The sequence below is a fragment of the Mangrovimonas sp. YM274 genome (assembly GCF_030908385.1).
GTDB lineage: Bacteria > Bacteroidota > Bacteroidia > Flavobacteriales > Flavobacteriaceae > Mangrovimonas_A.
Genome location: NZ_CP133091.1, coordinates 667,660 through 684,044, shown reverse-complemented (window position 1 = coordinate 684,044; position 16,385 = coordinate 667,660). Strand labels below are relative to the sequence as shown.

The following is a 16,385-nucleotide window of genomic DNA, read 5'->3' as shown; positions in this document are numbered from 1 at the left end:
TAAAACAAAAAAGCATCCCAATCTTCAATTAAGAAAAAAGGAAAGCTTCTCATTGGCAAGTCTCCTGTTGGGGAGGCTCACAACTCCCAGATTGCCCTGGGAACAACACAACTAAACTTTAGGCCATTTAGTCCTTCAAATTCATTTTTTCCAACAAATTTACAAACCGAGGATACTCTCTTATGGTTTCAAAATCGATGCTATGTTTCATTCTCGGTATATGCATTTCTCTTGTTTCATAACTCATTTCTAAATAATCCAGAGCCCTTTGGGGGTTATCAGATAAACAAGAAAATGCGGCTAAATTGTAATAATTCCCACGCACATCATAAAACAAACTATCCATGGTGAAATCAAGAACCCCCTTTATTCCAATTTCATGAAATATACTATCTAATCCAAATTCTTTAACATTCTTACCATTTAGCATAAATTTTATTTGCTCAAAAGCCAAATTGTCTTTTCCTAATCTCATATAATTCCTTAAATAATAAGGTGGCCATGGCTCTCCTCTTATTTCCTCAGACTTTTTGAGATGCTCAAGTGATTTATCAAATTCCTTGTTATTATAGTATATCATACTACTCATATAGTAAATGATAGTAGAATTCGGATTAAATTTCAGTGCTAAATCAATCTGCTCCCTAGCCTCCTTTTTCTTACCTAAAATATCAAGTAATATGGCGTAAGATAAATATGCTATGGGATAATCGGGATCTAGTTCTATAGCTGTTTTTAATTCCTTTTCAGCTTGCCTCCAATTCCAATCATACCATGTGGATATATAACCCAATATAGCATAGGCTGAGGCCAATTTATCATCTATTGACAGTGCTTTCAGAGCAAATTCTCTTCCTTTTCTATATCCTTCAGCCTTATTGAACCATCCCCATGAAGCCATGATATTGTATGAGTCGGCCAAGCCTGCATAAGCCAAGGCATAATTTGGATCTATTTTAATGGCTTCTTCAAAATAATAAATACTCTTTTTTAAATCTTCTTCTGTTCTTCTGTGCCAAAAAAATCTCCCCTTTAGGTACATATTAAAAGCCTCAAAATTTTCGGTGGTTTTATGATCAATCCTTTGTAATTCGGTGGGTGAAATTGTTAATTCAAGCTGCTTAGCCACCTCTTTAGCTATTTCACTTTGTAGTTCAAATATGTCTTCAAAGGGCTTTTCATAGTCGTCAGACCAAATATGAACATCATTTTTTGCATCTATCAATTGGGCTACAATCCTTACCCTACCTTCATATTTTTGTACACTCGCTTCCAACACATAAGAAATATTCAATTCTTTAGAAATTTCAGGAATACTTTTGTTTGCTCCCCGGTATTGTTCCATAGTAGTCCTTGAAATCAAACTAAACCCATCTATTCCTGAGAGGTTACTAAGAATTATATCCATAACACCATCAGCAAAATATTGGTTTTCCGGATCCCCACTCAAGCTTTTAAAAGGAAGTACTCCTATGACCACTTCTTTTTTTGATTTAAAATCATTTTTATTAACTACTGAAGCAAGAAAAACTACAACTAAACCTATTAAAATGCCCAACAAAATTATATTGGATTTTTTGCCTCCAAATGTTTTGATTCGTAGATTGAGGCCATTTAGAGATCTCTTTCCTTTAAATTTCTCCCTTTTATTTTTCACTTCCCCTGGCAGACATTTATAGTGATCCTTAAAGCACTTTGAAAAATAGGAAGGGCTGTTAAATCCAACTGCATAGGCTATTTCAGAGATAGAAGAAACATTATTTAGTAAGAGTAGGTTTGCCTTATTCAACCTAAATTGTTTGATAAACTCACTAGCCGACTGCCCTTTGATCTCATTCAACTTCCTATGTAATTTTGAACGACTAACACCTGCAGAAGCAGATAATTCCCTGACTCCAAAATGCTCGTCATGATAATTCTCTTCCAAAATTTCATTAAGCTTTATAAGAAAAGCTTTATTCATAGACACCTCCGAATCCATGGTTTATACTTTAAGTGATTGATAAACAACAATTTACAACTAAAAACAATTCAATCAAAAAATTAGAGTTCATCAACCTCATTTTAAGGGTCGTGGGTTTTGACACATGATTTGTACAAATTGACACATGTCTTTCAGGCTTAGACACAAATTACCCTACAATTTTATGGACTGTAAACTAAATTGAATACTCAATGAATGTTTAACTAATAATCCACCTAAAAATGAGACTATTTAAATTATTATGTGTTTTGGGCTGTACAGCCTGCATGTTAACCACATGCGAAAATGATCAAGACCAATTGATGGAAAACCAATTAACAGAAACAAACTATCAAAAGAATTCTTCCAAGACTGTAGAGGTCCCGTACAAAGCTAACTACCATACAAGTCAAGCAGACGATGCTTTTTCTCAGTTATGCTCATCTAATTCACCTACAGACTTCTGGGGACAGGACCATCAATTAGGATATGGTAATGCCACGCATTTGGGAAATTTCACGGTTGATTTAGAGTTTTGCTTTCATGTCGTACTTGATAGTGAAGGACAACCAGATTTTGATGCTGGATTTGGGGAATTTTCTGGGGCGGATAACATTCTAGAAGCCAATAGTGGCGACCTTCTATTTACTACATCTAGCGGAAGTCAACTCATCCCAATTCAAGACGAAAACTACGTTTTTGAGTTTGAAAACCATTTAACGGTTACTGGAGGAACAGGTAAATTTGAAAATGCAACGGGTGAAATTATTAATTATGGAATGGTAAGAAATGATGGGTCCGGTACAGACCACCACCAAGAAGGTACTTTAATATTGGTGAAATGATTATTCTCTAAAAAAATACTTAGTGCGAATCCAGAAAAAAGCATGAAAGCTTCAAGAAATTGGAGCTTTTTTACTTATTGAATTGAAACTAATTCAAACTAGTCTTCATATTTATATCTAAATTTAAGGTTGATTATTTATTTTAAATTGGATTATGGGTAAAGTAGCGAAAGAATGTATTTTCCTTTATGAAGGATTTAGGGCTTATGTCCCAAAGAAAAAATTGGCTGATTTTGATAATGAATTTCTGAGTAAAAAATCTTATTCCGTTAAGTTCATGACAGAGCTAATAATTAAGTATGTCAACCTAAAATACTACCATAAAAACCCCAAGAATGAAAATGACGGCTATCTATTCAACTTCTTCTTGGTAGACTTTTCTCAAAGAAGCTCTAAAACAACTAAAGCCCTTAAAGAGTTTAGAAATACTCCTAGAACAATAGATAGAAGTTTCATGTATTTTAATGCACACCCGAAGTAATTTATGCACACCTACCTGCACACCTTTTAGAAGAAAAAACCTGATAAGTTGGCGTTATTGAACCACTACAAACACCCCTAAAACAAAAAAGCATCCCAATCTTCAATTAAGAAAAAAGGAAAGCTTCTCATTGGCAAGTCTCCTGTTGGGGAGGCTCACAACTCCCAGATTGCCCTGGGAACAACACAACTAAACTTTAGGCCAAAAAAAAGCTCCAATTTCTCGGAGCTTTTAAGGCAATTTTGCGGTCTGGACGGGACTCGAACCCGCGACCCCCTGCGTGACAGGCAGGTATTCTAACCAACTGAACTACCAAACCGTTGCTTCATTGCGGTTGCAAATATACAACCCTTTTTCAATTGCGCAAACATTTTTTGAAGAAAAAATGAAAAAAATTTCACTACAAAAATTTATTTCGCTCTATCATATACGTTGTCAATACTTTATCGAAATCTTTTTTTATGTCAGCTTCTACATATTTTATTCCGTATTGCCCACATTTTAATCGGAGCTCATTAAAATAAGTCCCAACGGCCTCCTCATAATTATCCTTAATGGTGTCCGGATATAGGTTAATGTACTCTCCAGTCTCTACATCAATGAACCTTTTTGGGGTATTATCGAAATCAAATTGAAGTTCTTTCTTCTTATCGAACACATGAAACAGCACCACTTCGTGCTTATTGTACTTTAAATGTCTTAAAGCTTCAAACAAATTTGCCTCATTGGTAGAAGTCTGAAACATATCGGTGAAAAAGAAAATCAAGGAACGTCTATGAATCTTTTCGGCTATTTGGTGTAGATAGGTATAAGTTTCCGTTTGCCTTTGTTCGGGTTTAACCATGACCATATCACTTAACCTGTGCAATAACATCTGATGATGGCGTTCACTGCCCTTTTCAGGGGCGTAATAATCATACGCATCACTGTAAATGCTCAAACCTACCGCATCACGCTGTTTCTTTAAAATATGCATCAAAGAAGCCGACGCTAAAGCCGAAAAGGCAATCTTGTTTAAATGGTCTATTGAAAACTGGCGCATCTCAGGGTAATGCATCGAGCTACTGTTATCTATAATCAAATGGCAGCGCAAATTGGTTTCTTCATCATAACGCTTGGTAAAGAGTTTATCGGTTTTGGCAAAGAGCTTCCAATCGATATGCTTGGTACTCTCACCCCGATTATAGATTTTATGTTCGGCAAACTCAGCCGAAAACCCGTGAAAAGGGCTTTTATGCATTCCTGCAATAAAGCCCTCCACCACTTGTTTTGCCAGCAATTCAAGATTTTTGAATCCTCCTGTTTTATTTAGCTCCTGTTGTAAATCCATTCAAATAAAAACACTTGTTTATATAACAGCATCCACAATGCCATATTCCACCGATTCCTCTGCTCCCATCCAATGGTCACGGTTAAAGTCCTTCATGACCTTATCAAAATCCTGACCACAGTTATCGGCCAAAATTTGAGCACTCAATTCTTTGGTTTTAATAATTTCCAAAGCTGTAATCTCAATATCGCTTGCAGGTCCTCTCGCTCCCCCACTAGGTTGATGGATCATCACTCTTGCATGAGGTTGAATAAAGCGCTTGCCCTTTTTCCCCACGGAAAGCAAAATAGAGCCCATGGAAGCCGCCAATCCTGTACATATGGTTGAGACATCGCTCTTAAGCGATTTAATGCAGTCATATATTGCAAAACCCGAGGTTACGTACCCTCCAGGACTATTAATGTATAATTGAATATCCTCGACCTCTAAAGCATCTAAATACAACAGGCGGTCAATAACATGTTTGGCCGACTTATCATCTACCTGCCCCCAAAGAAACACTTTGCGTTGGTCCAACAATTTACTATCTATAAGGTCTTGTACTTTTGGTTGTTTACTCATGGTATATCATTTTTTCCTAAAAATAAAAAAAGGTTTGCTGAACACAGCAAACCTTTCACATTTCTTTTGGAAAGTATTTTTATAATAGAGAATCGATAGCTTCTGTATAAGCGCTCTTTTGAGCTACACCAACTTGACGACCTACAACTTCACCGTTTTGGAAAACCAATACCGTAGGAATGTTACGCACGCCATATTTTGCAGCAAATTCTTGGTTGGCATCAACATCTACTTTACCAATAATAGCTTTACCTTCATATTCTTTGCTAATCTCGTCAATAATTGGTGCCACCATTCTACAAGGACCACACCATGCCGCCCAAAAATCGACCATAACCGGTTTGTCACTGTTCAAAACGGTTTCTTCAAACGTTGCATCTGTTATCTCTAATGCCATAATCTATAATTTAAAATTGTGTTTTTACTTCTATTACATTTGATATGCAAACTTAGTCAAAAAATTTGCCAAAGCTTACATACTGACAATATGTTTTGGTTATATCCACATTGTTTCAGCTTATTATGCTAATTTGACATATGCATAAAATTATCTAGTTCAGCTTATAAAGAATGTTTTGATGCTCCAGAGCCTTTAACAGTTCTTGCGAGATCCTCACCTTCTGTCTTCGGCTTATCATTTCCAGTTTAATCTGCTCCTCATTATCATAAACCGTAAAATTTAAAGCCTTTTCTCCTGAGTGCATCCCAATTAAATTTCTTAATACCTCTATTTTGTCATCACCAAGATCGGCAATATTAAGCTGAATGGACAACTTTCTTGCATAGGTTTCCATAACATCGTGCAACAACTGGAAATAGTTAAACTGCATTCTGGGTTCCCCGCGCTGCCCCGTGTCCTTATTGATGATCCATCCTTCGCGAATAAATACTTTTACATACACAAAAGAGTTCTGTACCAAAAAGTGACGGAATTTCAAGTATTCCTCCCCAAATATCCTAAATTCAACACTATTGTTATAATCGTCCATGGTGAACATAGCCCAACCTTTTCCCTGCTTACTTACTCGGTGCTGTACATCGGTCACGACACCTCCAACGGTCAATTCCCGATTCACAAACTGGTCTATTTGGGTTAACGCCGCCAAGGTGGCATTACAGAAGGTTTTCATTTCTATTTTGAAGTCATCCAACGGATGTCCAGAAATATAAATTCCCACCACTTCCTTCTCTCTTGCCAATTTTTCCATAGTCCCCCATTCCTCACAAGGTGGCACAACAGGCTCATCAATCTGCACATCACTGGCCTCCCCAAAGAGACTTACCTGTGCAGAATTCTCATTTTCCTGATGTTTATTCCCATATTTTATGGCCTTTTCCAAGAAAGTGATGCCATCACCTTCGTCATGGAAATATTGCGCACGATGGGTTCCCGAAAAACAATCGAACCCACCAGCCAAGGCCAAGTTCTCAAAAGCCTTTTTGTTGGCCGCCCTTAAATCGATACGTTTGGCCAAATCGAAGATAGACTTATAAAAACCGTCTTTCTTTCTATTATCAACAATGGTTTTCACGGCACCATGTCCCACTCCTTTAATAGCTCCCATACCAAAACGTACCGCATTTTGATCGTTTACAGAGAATTTATAAAAGGATTCATTAACATCTGGCCCAAGAACATTTAGCTTCATCCGCTTACACTCTTCCATGAAGAAGGTTACCTGCTTGATGTCATTCATGTTATTTGACAGTACTGCTGCCATATATTCCGCAGGATAGTGTGCCTTTAAATATGCTGTTTGATAGGCAATCCAAGCATAACAGGTAGAGTGGGATTTATTGAAGGCGTAACTCGCAAACGCTTCCCAGTCCTTCCAAATCTTTTCCAACACCTTACGCGGGTGCCCATTGGCTTCCCCTCCGTCCAAAAACTGAGGCTTCAATTTTTCAAGCAAAGCAAAAATCTTTTTACCCATCGCCTTACGAAGCATATCAGCATCACCCTTGGAGAAGTTGGCCAATTTTTGCGACAGCAACATTACCTGCTCTTGATAAACCGTAATTCCGTAGGTTTCCTGAAGGTACTCCTCCATGGCCGGTAAATCGTAAACAATTTCCTGATCTCCATGCTTACGCGCAATAAAGTCTGGAATGTATTCCATTGGTCCCGGACGGTACAATGCGTTCATGGCAATAAGGTCATCAAACACAGTTGGCTTTAAGGACTGCATGTGTTTTTGCATCCCAGGCGATTCGTATTGGAACACCCCAACTGTTTCACCGCGTTGGAACAGCTCATAGGTCATTTGGTCATCCAGAGGGAAATTCTCAGGATCCAGCTCAATGCCATGCTTCGCCTTTACAATCTTTACGGTATCCTTAATCAGGGTCAATGTTTTCAACCCCAAGAAATCCATTTTTAACAGACCTGCAGATTCTACTACCGAGTTATCAAACTGCGTTACATACAAATCGGAATCCTTGGCTAAGGACACCGGCACGAACTTGGTAATATCATCCGGGGTAATGATGACCCCACAGGCATGGATTCCTGTATTTCGAACAGAACCTTCCAAAATCTTGGCCATGTTTACAGTATCCGACTCTAAACCTGCCCCTTCCGAAATATTGAAAAGTTCTTGTATTAATTCTATCTCTTCGGATTTGAACTTCGCCTTCAATCCCTTTTCATCCAAACCAAAAATCTTGTTCAGTTTGGTCATGTTCGGGATTAACTTGGCAATCCTATCGGCTTCAAATAAAGGTAAGTCCAACACCCTTGCCGTATCCCTAATGGATGACTTAGCTGCCATCGTACCATAGGTAATAATCTGAGCTACCTGACTGCTACCATATTTACCAATTACATAATCCATAACACGGCTACGCCCCTCGTCATCAAAATCGATATCAATATCGGGCATACTTACACGATCCGGATTCAAGAATCTCTCAAAAAGCAAATCGTACTTAATAGGATCGATATTGGTAATTCCCAAACAGTAGGCAACGGCAGATCCCGCTGCCGAACCTCGACCTGGCCCTACCGATACATCCATATTCCGAGCTTCCCGGATAAAGTCTTCTACAATCAAGAAGTAACCCGGGTATCCCGTTTTTTCAATAACGTCCAGCTCAAAGTCCAAACGTTCAGCGATGGAAGGGGTAATTTCTTCGTAGCGCCCCTTGGCTCCTTCATAAGTCAAATGCCTTAAGTAGGCATTCTCTCCGCGTTTTCCCCCGTCCTCTAAATCCTCTTCATGCTGAAATCGCTCAGGAATATCAAACTTCGGCAAGAGGACATCCCTCGCTAGGTCATAAGGCTCTACCTTATCTAAAATTTCCTGAATATTGGAAATGGCTTCTGGAATGTCCTTGAACAAGGATTTCATTTCATCGGCCGACTTGAAATAATATTCTTGATTTGGCAGTCCGTAGCGATAGCCACGGCCTCTACCAATTGGTGTGCTTTGCTTTTCCCCATCCTTAACACACAACAAAATATCGTGTGCATTGGCATCTTTTTGATCTACATAATAAGTATTGTTTGTGGCAATTACCTTAACATCATGCTTTTTTGCCAAATCCATCAACACCGGATTCACGCGGTTTTCATCTTCCTGATTGTGGCGCATGATTTCTACATACAAATCATCCTGAAACATGTCCTTCCACCACAACAGCGCTTCCTCTGCCTGATTTTCACCAACGTTCAACACCTTACTAGGTACTTCCCCATAAAGGTTTCCGGTCAAGACAATTACATCTTCCTTGTATTGCTTGATGATTTCCTTATCTATACGCGGGACATAATAGAACCCTTCTGTAAAGGCAATAGAGGACAATTTGGCCAAATTGTGATATCCCCTTTTATTCTTGGCCAACATGACTATTTGATACCCGTTGTCCTTTCGACTTTTATCCAATCGATCCTCACACACAAAGAATTCACAACCCACAATAGGTTTGATTTCCTTTAATTTGGCTTCACCTCCTGCCGCAATCGCTTCTTCATTTTTAGCCTTAACACCTTTATTGTGATTCAATACCGCACGCACAAAGTGAAAAGCTCCCATCATATTAGCATGGTCCGTCAAGGCCACACCAGGCATATTGTTTTTTGCCGCAGCAGCCACCAAATCTGGAATGCTAATAGTAGACTGCAAGACCGAGAACTGGGAATGGTTATGCAAATGGGCAAAACTAGCATCCTCAAGTTCCGATATGTTTTGCTGAATTTCAGCTTCGGTAATATCTGGAGCCTGTTGCTTTTCTAAGCGCTTTCTTATAGCATCACTCGCCTTTTTTAGGTTGATGTGCTTTAAGCCTATTAATTGAATTTCGCCTGGATTGGCTTCACTGAACCTATTGAAATATCCAGGCTCAACATCAAGGGCTTCAATTGTAAATTCTTGACGGCGCACCAATTCGAAGAAACAGCGCGTCGTAGCCTCCACATCGGCAGTGGCGTTGTGCGCTTCCGCAAACGGCTGGTTGAACAGGTACTGGTGTAACTCTGTTAAGGTAGGCAACTTAAATTTGCCACCACGTCCTCCTGGAATTTGACACAATTCTGCAGTATGTTCCGTACAGGTATCCAATACCGGTAATTCCTGCAATGCATTGGCAACACTTTCACGATAGAACTCAGCCCCCATAATATTGACATCGAAGCCAACATTCTGTCCAACAACAAATTTGGTTTTGGACAAAGCTGCATTGAACTTTTCCAATACCTCACCTAAAGGAATCCCTTGCTCTTGTGCCAACTCTGTAGAAATACCATGGACCTTCTCCGCATCATAAGGAATATTAAACCCCTCCGGTTGTATCAAAAAATCCTGATGTTCTACACAGCGTCCCAATTCGTCATGCAACTGCCAAGCAATCTGAATTGCTCGTGGCCAGTTATCGGTATCTGAAATAGGGGCGTCCCAACGCTTGGGTAAACCGGTTGTTTCGGTATCAAAAATTAAGTACATAAATCTCCTGTTGTAATTCCCGTATTGGCAATAGTTGCAGTTTTAAGAAAAGGCATTTATATATAAATCAACACCTTACAAAACAAGTTAACAACTATTGAAAAGCATCTAAAAATACGCATAAATAAAACGTTTCAAAGCCAAAGTTATAAAGAGTTGTAAACAAAAGGCACGTTCCAAAAACGTGCCTTTAAACTTATTGTTTTAGGTAATATTAAGATACCATTGCTTCATGCATTTTTTCGGTATTGATTGCTGATTGAATAGCACTTTTGTGCCTGATCAATAAATCATCAACACTTGGAGGCAGGGTTCGCTCTTGGAGGATTTCATTATATTCTTCCAAATTGGCCTTCTCTCCCTTAATGGCTTCTTCCAAAATAGCCTCTTCACTATTACTTGAAAGCGCCGACTTTAAGGCCATCCAATTTCGATGAACAGACCCTTTGAAACTTCCCGAATCTTCAGGCAATTCACCATATCTCAATATCTCACTTCTCAGCTCCTTGGCAAATTGACTGCGCTCTGAAGCTCTTCGCTTGAAGAACATTTTTAATCGCGGCCCCTCTACCTGCTCCATGGCATTGAGATAGCCTTTTTCAGCATCATAATTCTTTACCAATAATTCATTTAACTTATTTGAAATTTTTTCAGAATACTTCATAATCTTTATCATTTTAAAATTTCAATATGTTCTTTATAGATGTGTATTGTTTCACATCTGCTATAACAGTATAAAGAAAATATGAACTCATGTCAAACTCTGCGCCTTCTTTAACATCCTTTAAGAAACTTACAAACAAAAAAAAGCGCCCTTTTTCAAGGGCGCTTTCTCTATATTGGTTCAATCTTTTTAAGGATTACAATCACCCAAAGCATCTATGGCCGCTTGCAATACACCTGAAGTATCTCCACAGGAGTTAATCTGCACTACCAAAGCATCCTTATAGGCATTACACAAATCAGCATACTCTGGCATTTCACTACTTGAGGCCGCAAAAGCTGCAGCTGCCTCTGCCGTAGCCTGCTGTGCTTGTTGACAACTTGTCCCGCCTCCAATCACTAACAAACCTCCTGTTAAAGGCACTCGGTAAAATTCACCTTGAATAAAGTTCACACTTTTCATACCGTCTTCAGAAAAGGCATTGAATTTAAAAGTTCCTGTAACGGTATTTGTAGAATTGTCGAAATCCACAATTTCAATCTCTCCATCCGCAGGATACACTTGCAAACTTGGGTCTGGAGCATTCAACGTTGAATAGGTCACTCCATAAGCATCCTTAAATCTAGCTTCGCTTTGGTGCTCCCCACCTAAATAATAGGTTCCCACATTATCCAAAGTAGTCACCAAAGAAAGCGTTTCGTAACTATTACCGCCTTCAACCACTAAACCTCCTGCATCAATATCTGCTGCATAAAATTTAGCTCTCCATAGTTCGCCATCCTTTTTACCCAACATGGCAGGGGTATTAAACTCTAAGTCATCCCCACAGCCAAAGACCGTAAATAGGGCTAACGTAAATAATGCTATATATTTTATCTTATCCATAGGGCTTTTATTTCGGACACAAATTAAAATAACGTTTTGAAAAACCCAAAAGTATAATAAAATTTCAATTAAAGTCTAATTCTAAAAAATTTATGCAATTAATTAAAAATGTAGTATCTTTGCACACTTATTAATAACCGAGGTCGAGAACCTCACTAATTAATTGATATGTCAGTTAAAATCAGATTACAAAGACACGGTAAAAAAGGAAAACCTTTTTACTGGATCGTTGCAGCAGATGCAAGAGCAAAAAGAGATGGTAAATTCTTAGAAAAATTAGGAACTTACAATCCAACTTCTAACCCAGCTACTATTGATTTGGATGTTGATGGTGCTGTAAAATGGCTTCAGAATGGTGCGCAACCTACTGATACGGCTAGAGCTATTTTGTCTTACAAAGGAGCTTTACTTAAAAACCATTTAGCTGGTGGAGTAAGAAAGGGAGCTTTAACAGAAGAGCAAGCTGAAGCTAAATTCAATGCTTGGTTGGAAGAGAAAAGCGGAAAAGTAGATGCTAAGAAGGATACTTTAGCAAAAGCTGATGCAGATGCTAAGGCAAAAGCATTGGAAGCGGAAAAAGCTGTAAACGACGCTAGAGCGGCTGCGGCTGCTGAAGCTGAGGCAGAAGCTAAAGCTGCTGAAGAAGCTGCAAACGCTGAAACAGCAGAAGAAGAAACTGCTGCTAACGAAGAGGAATAAAAAATTTATTTTTTATACTTTTAAAACTCCGATAGCTGCTATCGGAGTTTTTTGTACCCCATTCCTTCAACCAAGCACACCTAACTTATTTATTCCAAGGTAAAACCCACTTACAATGCAAAAAAAAGATTGCTTCTATCTAGGTAAGATTGTTAAAAAATATAGTTTCAAAGGCGAAGTATTGGCGAAATTAGATACCGACGAACCGGAACTATACGACCATCTAGAATCGGTTTTTGTAGAACTGCGCAACAACTTGGTTCCATTTTTTATAGAATCCTCTCAGTTGCACAAATCAGATTTGCTTCGCCTTAAATTTGAAGAAGTGGACACCGAACAGGATGCCGACAGCATTATGAAATGTGATCTATACCTGCCCCTGGAATTTTTACCTAAATTAGAAGGCAACAAATTCTACTTCCACGAAGTTATTGGGTTTAGTATCGAGGACACCAGGTTTGGGCCTATAGGAACCATTAAAGCGATTAATGACAGTACAGCGCAAGCACTTTTTGAAATAGACCGAGATGGTATTGAAATCTTGATTCCTATGAATGATGAATTCATAAAGGAAGTTAATAGAAACACCAAAACCATTGTGGTGGAAACACCAGAAGGCCTCATCGATTTGTACCTGGAATAAATTGTAGAACAGCATGAACAAACCCTTTGCATTTAAGCAATTTACTGTTGAACAGGACCAATGTGCCATGAAAATTGGTACAGACAGCGTGCTTTTGGGCGCATGGGCCTCAGTAGAAGCCAACCCTTTTTCTGTTTTGGATATTGGTGCTGGAACTGGTGTTTTGGCCCTTATGTTGGCGCAGCGTTGTAATGCCGAACTCATCGATGCTTTAGAAATTGATGATGATGCCTACGAACAGTGCGTCTACAATTTTGAAAACTCTCCTTGGGGTGACCGTTTGTTCTGTTACCATGCCTCACTGCAAGAATTTGTAGAGGAAATAGAAGACAAATACGATTTGATCATTTCCAACCCGCCTTTTTATGCTGATGCTTACAAAACAGACAATACACAACGTGACTTGGCTCGTTTTGAAGACGCCATGCCTTTTGGTCATCTATTGCAAAGTGCATCACATTTGTTGGCTCAAAATGGCATATTTTGCGTCATCATTCCTTATTCTGAAACGGATAACTTCATTGGATTAGCAAAAGCATTGCAATTGTATCCCAATAAAATTCTACAGGTAAAAGGCACCCCAGATACTGACATCAAGCGCAGCCTTATTCAATTCTCATTCAATGAAACAGAAGTAGACACCAAAGAACTTATCATTGAAACAGCCCGTCACCAATACACCAAAGATTACATAGCCCTTACCCAAGATTTTTATCTGAAAATGTAATTCAAAAATTGTGCACTGAAAACGTTTTCGCTACTTTTGTGAACCGCTCAAAAAAAGTCCCTGAACGTAAAGGACTTAAAAAATGCGATCATAACTAAAAACAATTGAAATGGTTGCCTAAAAGTGCAATCATCACATTAAAAATATAGCATGAAACCAGATTTATTTGAAGCACCAGACTATTTTCAACTCGATGAATTGCTAACCGAAGAGCACAAATTGGTTCGAGATGCCGCCCGTGAATGGGTAAAACGTGATGTATCTCCAATTATCGAGGACTATGCACAACGCGCAGAATTCCCAACACAAATCATCAACGGATTGGCAGAAATAGGCGCCTTTGGCCCATACATCCCTGAAGAATATGGTGGTGCTGGACTGGATCAAATTTCTTATGGTTTGATCATGCAAGAAATTGAAAGAGGAGATTCTGGCGTGCGCAGTACAGCATCTGTACAATCATCCTTGGTAATGTATCCCATTTGGAAATACGGTTCTGAGGAGCAACGCCAAAAGTACTTGCCAAAATTGGCCAGTGGGGAATGGATGGGCTGCTTCGGATTGACTGAGCCCGATCACGGAAGTAACCCAGGTGGCATGGTGACCAACTTTAAGGATATGGGAGACCACTATCTATTGAATGGTGCCAAAATGTGGATTTCAAATGCTCCTTTCGCACAGGTTGCGGTTGTATGGGCCAAAAATGAAGAAGGACGCATCCACGGGCTAATTGTAGAACGCGGCATGGAAGGTTTTTCTACACCTGAAACCCACAACAAATGGTCTTTAAGAGCATCGGCCACGGGAGAGCTCATATTTGATAACGTAAAGGTTCCAAAAGAAAATCTTCTACCTGGAAAATCTGGTTTGGGAGCACCTCTAGGATGTTTGGATTCTGCTAGATTTGGTATTGCCTGGGGTGCTATTGGTGCGGCTATGGACTGCTATGATACTGCTTTGAGATATAGTAAGGAGCGTATCCAATTTGGAAAACCTATTGGGCAATTTCAATTACAACAAAAGAAATTAGCGGAAATGATTACCGAAATTACCAAAGCCCAATTATTGACCTGGCGTCTTGGCGTATTGAGAAATGAAGGCAAAGCAACTTCTGCTCAAATCTCAATGGCTAAGAGAAATAATGTGGACATGGCTATTAATATTGCCCGTGAAGCACGCCAAATGTTAGGAGGTATGGGAATTACGGGAGAATACAGTATTATGCGTCATTCCATGAATTTGGAAAGTGTAATTACCTACGAAGGCACCCACGATATCCACTTACTCATTACCGGTTTAGACATTACGGGTCTCAATGCCTTCAAATAATTGATATAAAATATGTTATAAAAAGCGAGTTTATACTCGCTTTTTTTGTGCATCTTTATATTATGTCTTCGAAATCTAGATTAGATAGAGCCTATAAAAATGCAAAGGTCATTCCGTTTGACGACAAGAGTAAATTCATAATTTTAAGTGATTGTCATCGGGGAGACAATAGTTTTGCAGATGATTTTGCCAACAATAGAAACATCTACCTTCATGCGTTACAGCAGTATTTTAACAAAGGGTTCCACTATTGTGAATTGGGTGATGGGGATGATTTATGGGAAAACCTGAATTACGGCAATATTCTTCAGGCCCACAAAAATGTATATCGCCAAATACAACGCTATTTCAATCAGGACCGACTAACGATGTTATGGGGCAACCATGATATGGTGTATAAAAACCCTGAATTTGTCAAAAAGCAGCTTTATAGTTATTTCGACAAGCGTACGGGCACTCACAAACCACTCTTCCCAGGCATTGCCATACACGAAGCCATTGTTCTAAAACATTCCATTACTGGCCAAGAGTTGTTTTTAACACACGGCCATCAAGCGGATTGGTGGAATTATGTATGTTGGAAATGGAGTCGGTTTTTGGTTAGGATTCTCTGGAAACCTCTCAATGTAATGGGCATTGCCGACCCTACAAGTCCAGCCATAAATTACAAGGAACTTATCAAAGTTGAACGCCGGATCAAGAATTGGATTCAGGAGAACAACAATTTAATAACCATTATAGGACATACCCATCGTCCAAGGTTCCCTTCTCCTGAAGAAATTCCCTTTTTTAATGATGGGAGCTGCGTCCATCCCAGATGCATCACTGGTATTGAAATTGAAAATGGAGAAATCTCGCTTATTAAATGGGAAACTTCCACCACAGATGATGGCACCCTAAAAATTGTAAGAGACATGCTCGAAGGTCCTCAAAAACTCTCTAGTTACCACCAACAGTTTAAATGAGCCCTCTAAGGATAATTTAGGATTCAGGCGCCAATTCCACCTTCAGACCTTCCAACTCTTGGGTCATCTGAATTTGGCACCCCAATCTACTACTATCCTTTACGTAGAAAGCTTCGGCTAACATAGCCTCTTCCTCATCTTGCATTTCTGGCAATTCATGCTCGGAAAGCACATAGCATTGGCAAGAAGCACACATAGCCATTCCTCCACAAACACCTATCGTGCCCTCTGGAGCCAATTCATAACTTCTCACCACCTCCATAAGGTTCATGGCCATATCAGTAGGTGCCTCAACTTCGTGAGACACCCCTTCTCGATCTATAATTGTAATATTGATATCTTGACTCATCCCT

15 protein-coding genes and 1 tRNA gene are annotated in these 16,385 nt (G+C 39.2%); 7 read left to right on the top strand and 9 right to left on the bottom strand.

The genetic code is table 11. From position 1 onward, the window contains the following. Window positions 1-127: 127 nt before the first annotated feature. Entirely contained in the window at window positions 128-1,981 is a 1,854-nt protein-coding gene (locus tag RBH95_RS03055; RefSeq protein ID WP_307901265.1) for a helix-turn-helix domain-containing protein, read from the bottom strand. Window positions 1,982-2,205: 224 nt separating this feature from the next. Between RBH95_RS03055 and RBH95_RS03050 the strand changes: the two genes are divergently transcribed. Further along, complete coding sequence (locus tag RBH95_RS03050) at window positions 2,206-2,808, top strand: hypothetical protein (protein WP_307901264.1); 603 nt, start codon at window positions 2,206-2,208, stop codon at window positions 2,806-2,808. Between the two features lie 154 nt (window positions 2,809-2,962). Continuing rightward, entirely contained in the window at window positions 2,963-3,289 is a 327-nt protein-coding gene (locus RBH95_RS03045) for a hypothetical protein (protein WP_307901263.1), read from the top strand. A gap of 245 nt (window positions 3,290-3,534) precedes the next feature. Here RBH95_RS03045 and RBH95_RS03040 read toward each other — a convergent pair. The 7 genes from RBH95_RS03040 to RBH95_RS03010 all read right to left on the bottom strand — a co-directional run bounded on the left by RBH95_RS03040 (window position 3,535) and on the right by RBH95_RS03010 (window position 11,669). After that, window positions 3,535-3,608: transfer RNA gene (locus RBH95_RS03040), tRNA-Asp, on the bottom strand. Window positions 3,609-3,689: 81 nt separating this feature from the next. After that, window positions 3,690-4,619: a DUF58 domain-containing protein gene (locus RBH95_RS03035; RefSeq protein WP_307901262.1), complete on the bottom strand. Its 930-nt coding sequence runs from the start codon at window positions 4,617-4,619 to the stop codon at window positions 3,690-3,692. A gap of 18 nt (window positions 4,620-4,637) precedes the next feature. Further along, on the bottom strand, window positions 4,638-5,180 hold the full coding sequence (locus RBH95_RS03030; protein WP_307901261.1) for a ClpP family protease: 543 nt from the start codon (window positions 5,178-5,180) through the stop codon (window positions 4,638-4,640). A gap of 79 nt (window positions 5,181-5,259) precedes the next feature. Next, window positions 5,260-5,577: a thioredoxin gene (trxA, locus tag RBH95_RS03025; protein ID WP_053992786.1), complete on the bottom strand. Its 318-nt coding sequence runs from the start codon at window positions 5,575-5,577 to the stop codon at window positions 5,260-5,262. 154 nt (window positions 5,578-5,731) lie between these two features. Further along, a complete protein-coding gene (gene dnaE / locus RBH95_RS03020; protein ID WP_307901260.1) occupies window positions 5,732-10,120 on the bottom strand; it encodes a DNA polymerase III subunit alpha in 4,389 nt (1,462 codons plus the stop codon). A 214-nt stretch (window positions 10,121-10,334) separates the two neighbouring features. Continuing rightward, window positions 10,335-10,784 carry a PA2169 family four-helix-bundle protein gene (locus RBH95_RS03015; protein ID WP_307901259.1) on the bottom strand — a complete coding sequence of 150 codons (450 nt, stop codon included), beginning with the start codon at window positions 10,782-10,784 and terminating at the stop codon, window positions 10,335-10,337. Between the two features lie 189 nt (window positions 10,785-10,973). After that, window positions 10,974-11,669, bottom strand: a complete 696-nt coding sequence (locus tag RBH95_RS03010; RefSeq protein ID WP_307901258.1) for a DUF6252 family protein — start codon at window positions 11,667-11,669, stop codon at window positions 10,974-10,976. A 168-nt stretch (window positions 11,670-11,837) separates the two neighbouring features. On the opposite strand from RBH95_RS03010, the gene RBH95_RS03005 reads away from it, so the two are divergent. The 5 genes from RBH95_RS03005 to RBH95_RS02985 all read left to right on the top strand — a co-directional run bounded on the left by RBH95_RS03005 (window position 11,838) and on the right by RBH95_RS02985 (window position 16,032). After that, a complete protein-coding gene (locus RBH95_RS03005; protein ID WP_307901257.1) occupies window positions 11,838-12,368 on the top strand; it encodes a 30S ribosomal protein S16 in 531 nt (176 codons plus the stop codon). A gap of 115 nt (window positions 12,369-12,483) precedes the next feature. Continuing rightward, complete coding sequence (rimM, locus tag RBH95_RS03000; RefSeq protein WP_307901256.1) at window positions 12,484-13,011, top strand: ribosome maturation factor RimM; 528 nt, start codon at window positions 12,484-12,486, stop codon at window positions 13,009-13,011. Between the two features lie 13 nt (window positions 13,012-13,024). Continuing rightward, window positions 13,025-13,738, top strand: a complete 714-nt coding sequence (locus tag RBH95_RS02995; RefSeq protein ID WP_307901255.1) for a tRNA1(Val) (adenine(37)-N6)-methyltransferase — start codon at window positions 13,025-13,027, stop codon at window positions 13,736-13,738. 150 nt (window positions 13,739-13,888) lie between these two features. After that, window positions 13,889-15,067 (top strand): acyl-CoA dehydrogenase family protein, encoded by a 1,179-nt coding sequence (locus RBH95_RS02990; RefSeq protein WP_307901254.1) that lies wholly within the window; start codon window positions 13,889-13,891, stop codon window positions 15,065-15,067. 62 nt (window positions 15,068-15,129) lie between these two features. Continuing rightward, window positions 15,130-16,032, top strand: coding sequence for a metallophosphoesterase (locus tag RBH95_RS02985; protein ID WP_307901253.1), 903 nt, complete (start codon window positions 15,130-15,132; stop codon window positions 16,030-16,032). A 16-nt stretch (window positions 16,033-16,048) separates the two neighbouring features. Here the strand turns inward: RBH95_RS02985 and RBH95_RS02980 are convergent, their stop codons facing one another. After that, window positions 16,049-16,381, bottom strand: coding sequence for a 2Fe-2S iron-sulfur cluster-binding protein (locus RBH95_RS02980; protein WP_307901252.1), 333 nt, complete (start codon window positions 16,379-16,381; stop codon window positions 16,049-16,051). Window positions 16,382-16,385 lie beyond the last annotated feature (4 nt).

Coding starts and splice junctions, on each gene's coding strand:
- RBH95_RS03055 (WP_307901265.1), bottom strand. CDS start 1,981: ATGGATTCGGAGGTGTCTATGAATAAAGCTTTTCTTATAAAGCTTAAT.
- RBH95_RS03050 (WP_307901264.1), top strand. CDS start 2,206: ATGAGACTATTTAAATTATTATGTGTTTTGGGCTGTACAGCCTGCATG.
- RBH95_RS03045 (WP_307901263.1), top strand. CDS start 2,963: ATGGGTAAAGTAGCGAAAGAATGTATTTTCCTTTATGAAGGATTTAGG.
- RBH95_RS03035 (WP_307901262.1), bottom strand. CDS start 4,619: ATGGATTTACAACAGGAGCTAAATAAAACAGGAGGATTCAAAAATCTT.
- RBH95_RS03030 (WP_307901261.1), bottom strand. CDS start 5,180: ATGAGTAAACAACCAAAAGTACAAGACCTTATAGATAGTAAATTGTTG.
- trxA (WP_053992786.1), bottom strand. CDS start 5,577: ATGGCATTAGAGATAACAGATGCAACGTTTGAAGAAACCGTTTTGAAC.
- dnaE (WP_307901260.1), bottom strand. CDS start 10,120: ATGTACTTAATTTTTGATACCGAAACAACCGGTTTACCCAAGCGTTGG.
- RBH95_RS03015 (WP_307901259.1), bottom strand. CDS start 10,784: ATGAAGTATTCTGAAAAAATTTCAAATAAGTTAAATGAATTATTGGTA.
- RBH95_RS03010 (WP_307901258.1), bottom strand. CDS start 11,669: ATGGATAAGATAAAATATATAGCATTATTTACGTTAGCCCTATTTACG.
- RBH95_RS03005 (WP_307901257.1), top strand. CDS start 11,838: ATGTCAGTTAAAATCAGATTACAAAGACACGGTAAAAAAGGAAAACCT.
- rimM (WP_307901256.1), top strand. CDS start 12,484: ATGCAAAAAAAAGATTGCTTCTATCTAGGTAAGATTGTTAAAAAATAT.
- RBH95_RS02995 (WP_307901255.1), top strand. CDS start 13,025: ATGAACAAACCCTTTGCATTTAAGCAATTTACTGTTGAACAGGACCAA.
- RBH95_RS02990 (WP_307901254.1), top strand. CDS start 13,889: ATGAAACCAGATTTATTTGAAGCACCAGACTATTTTCAACTCGATGAA.
- RBH95_RS02985 (WP_307901253.1), top strand. CDS start 15,130: ATGTCTTCGAAATCTAGATTAGATAGAGCCTATAAAAATGCAAAGGTC.
- RBH95_RS02980 (WP_307901252.1), bottom strand. CDS start 16,381: ATGAGTCAAGATATCAATATTACAATTATAGATCGAGAAGGGGTGTCT.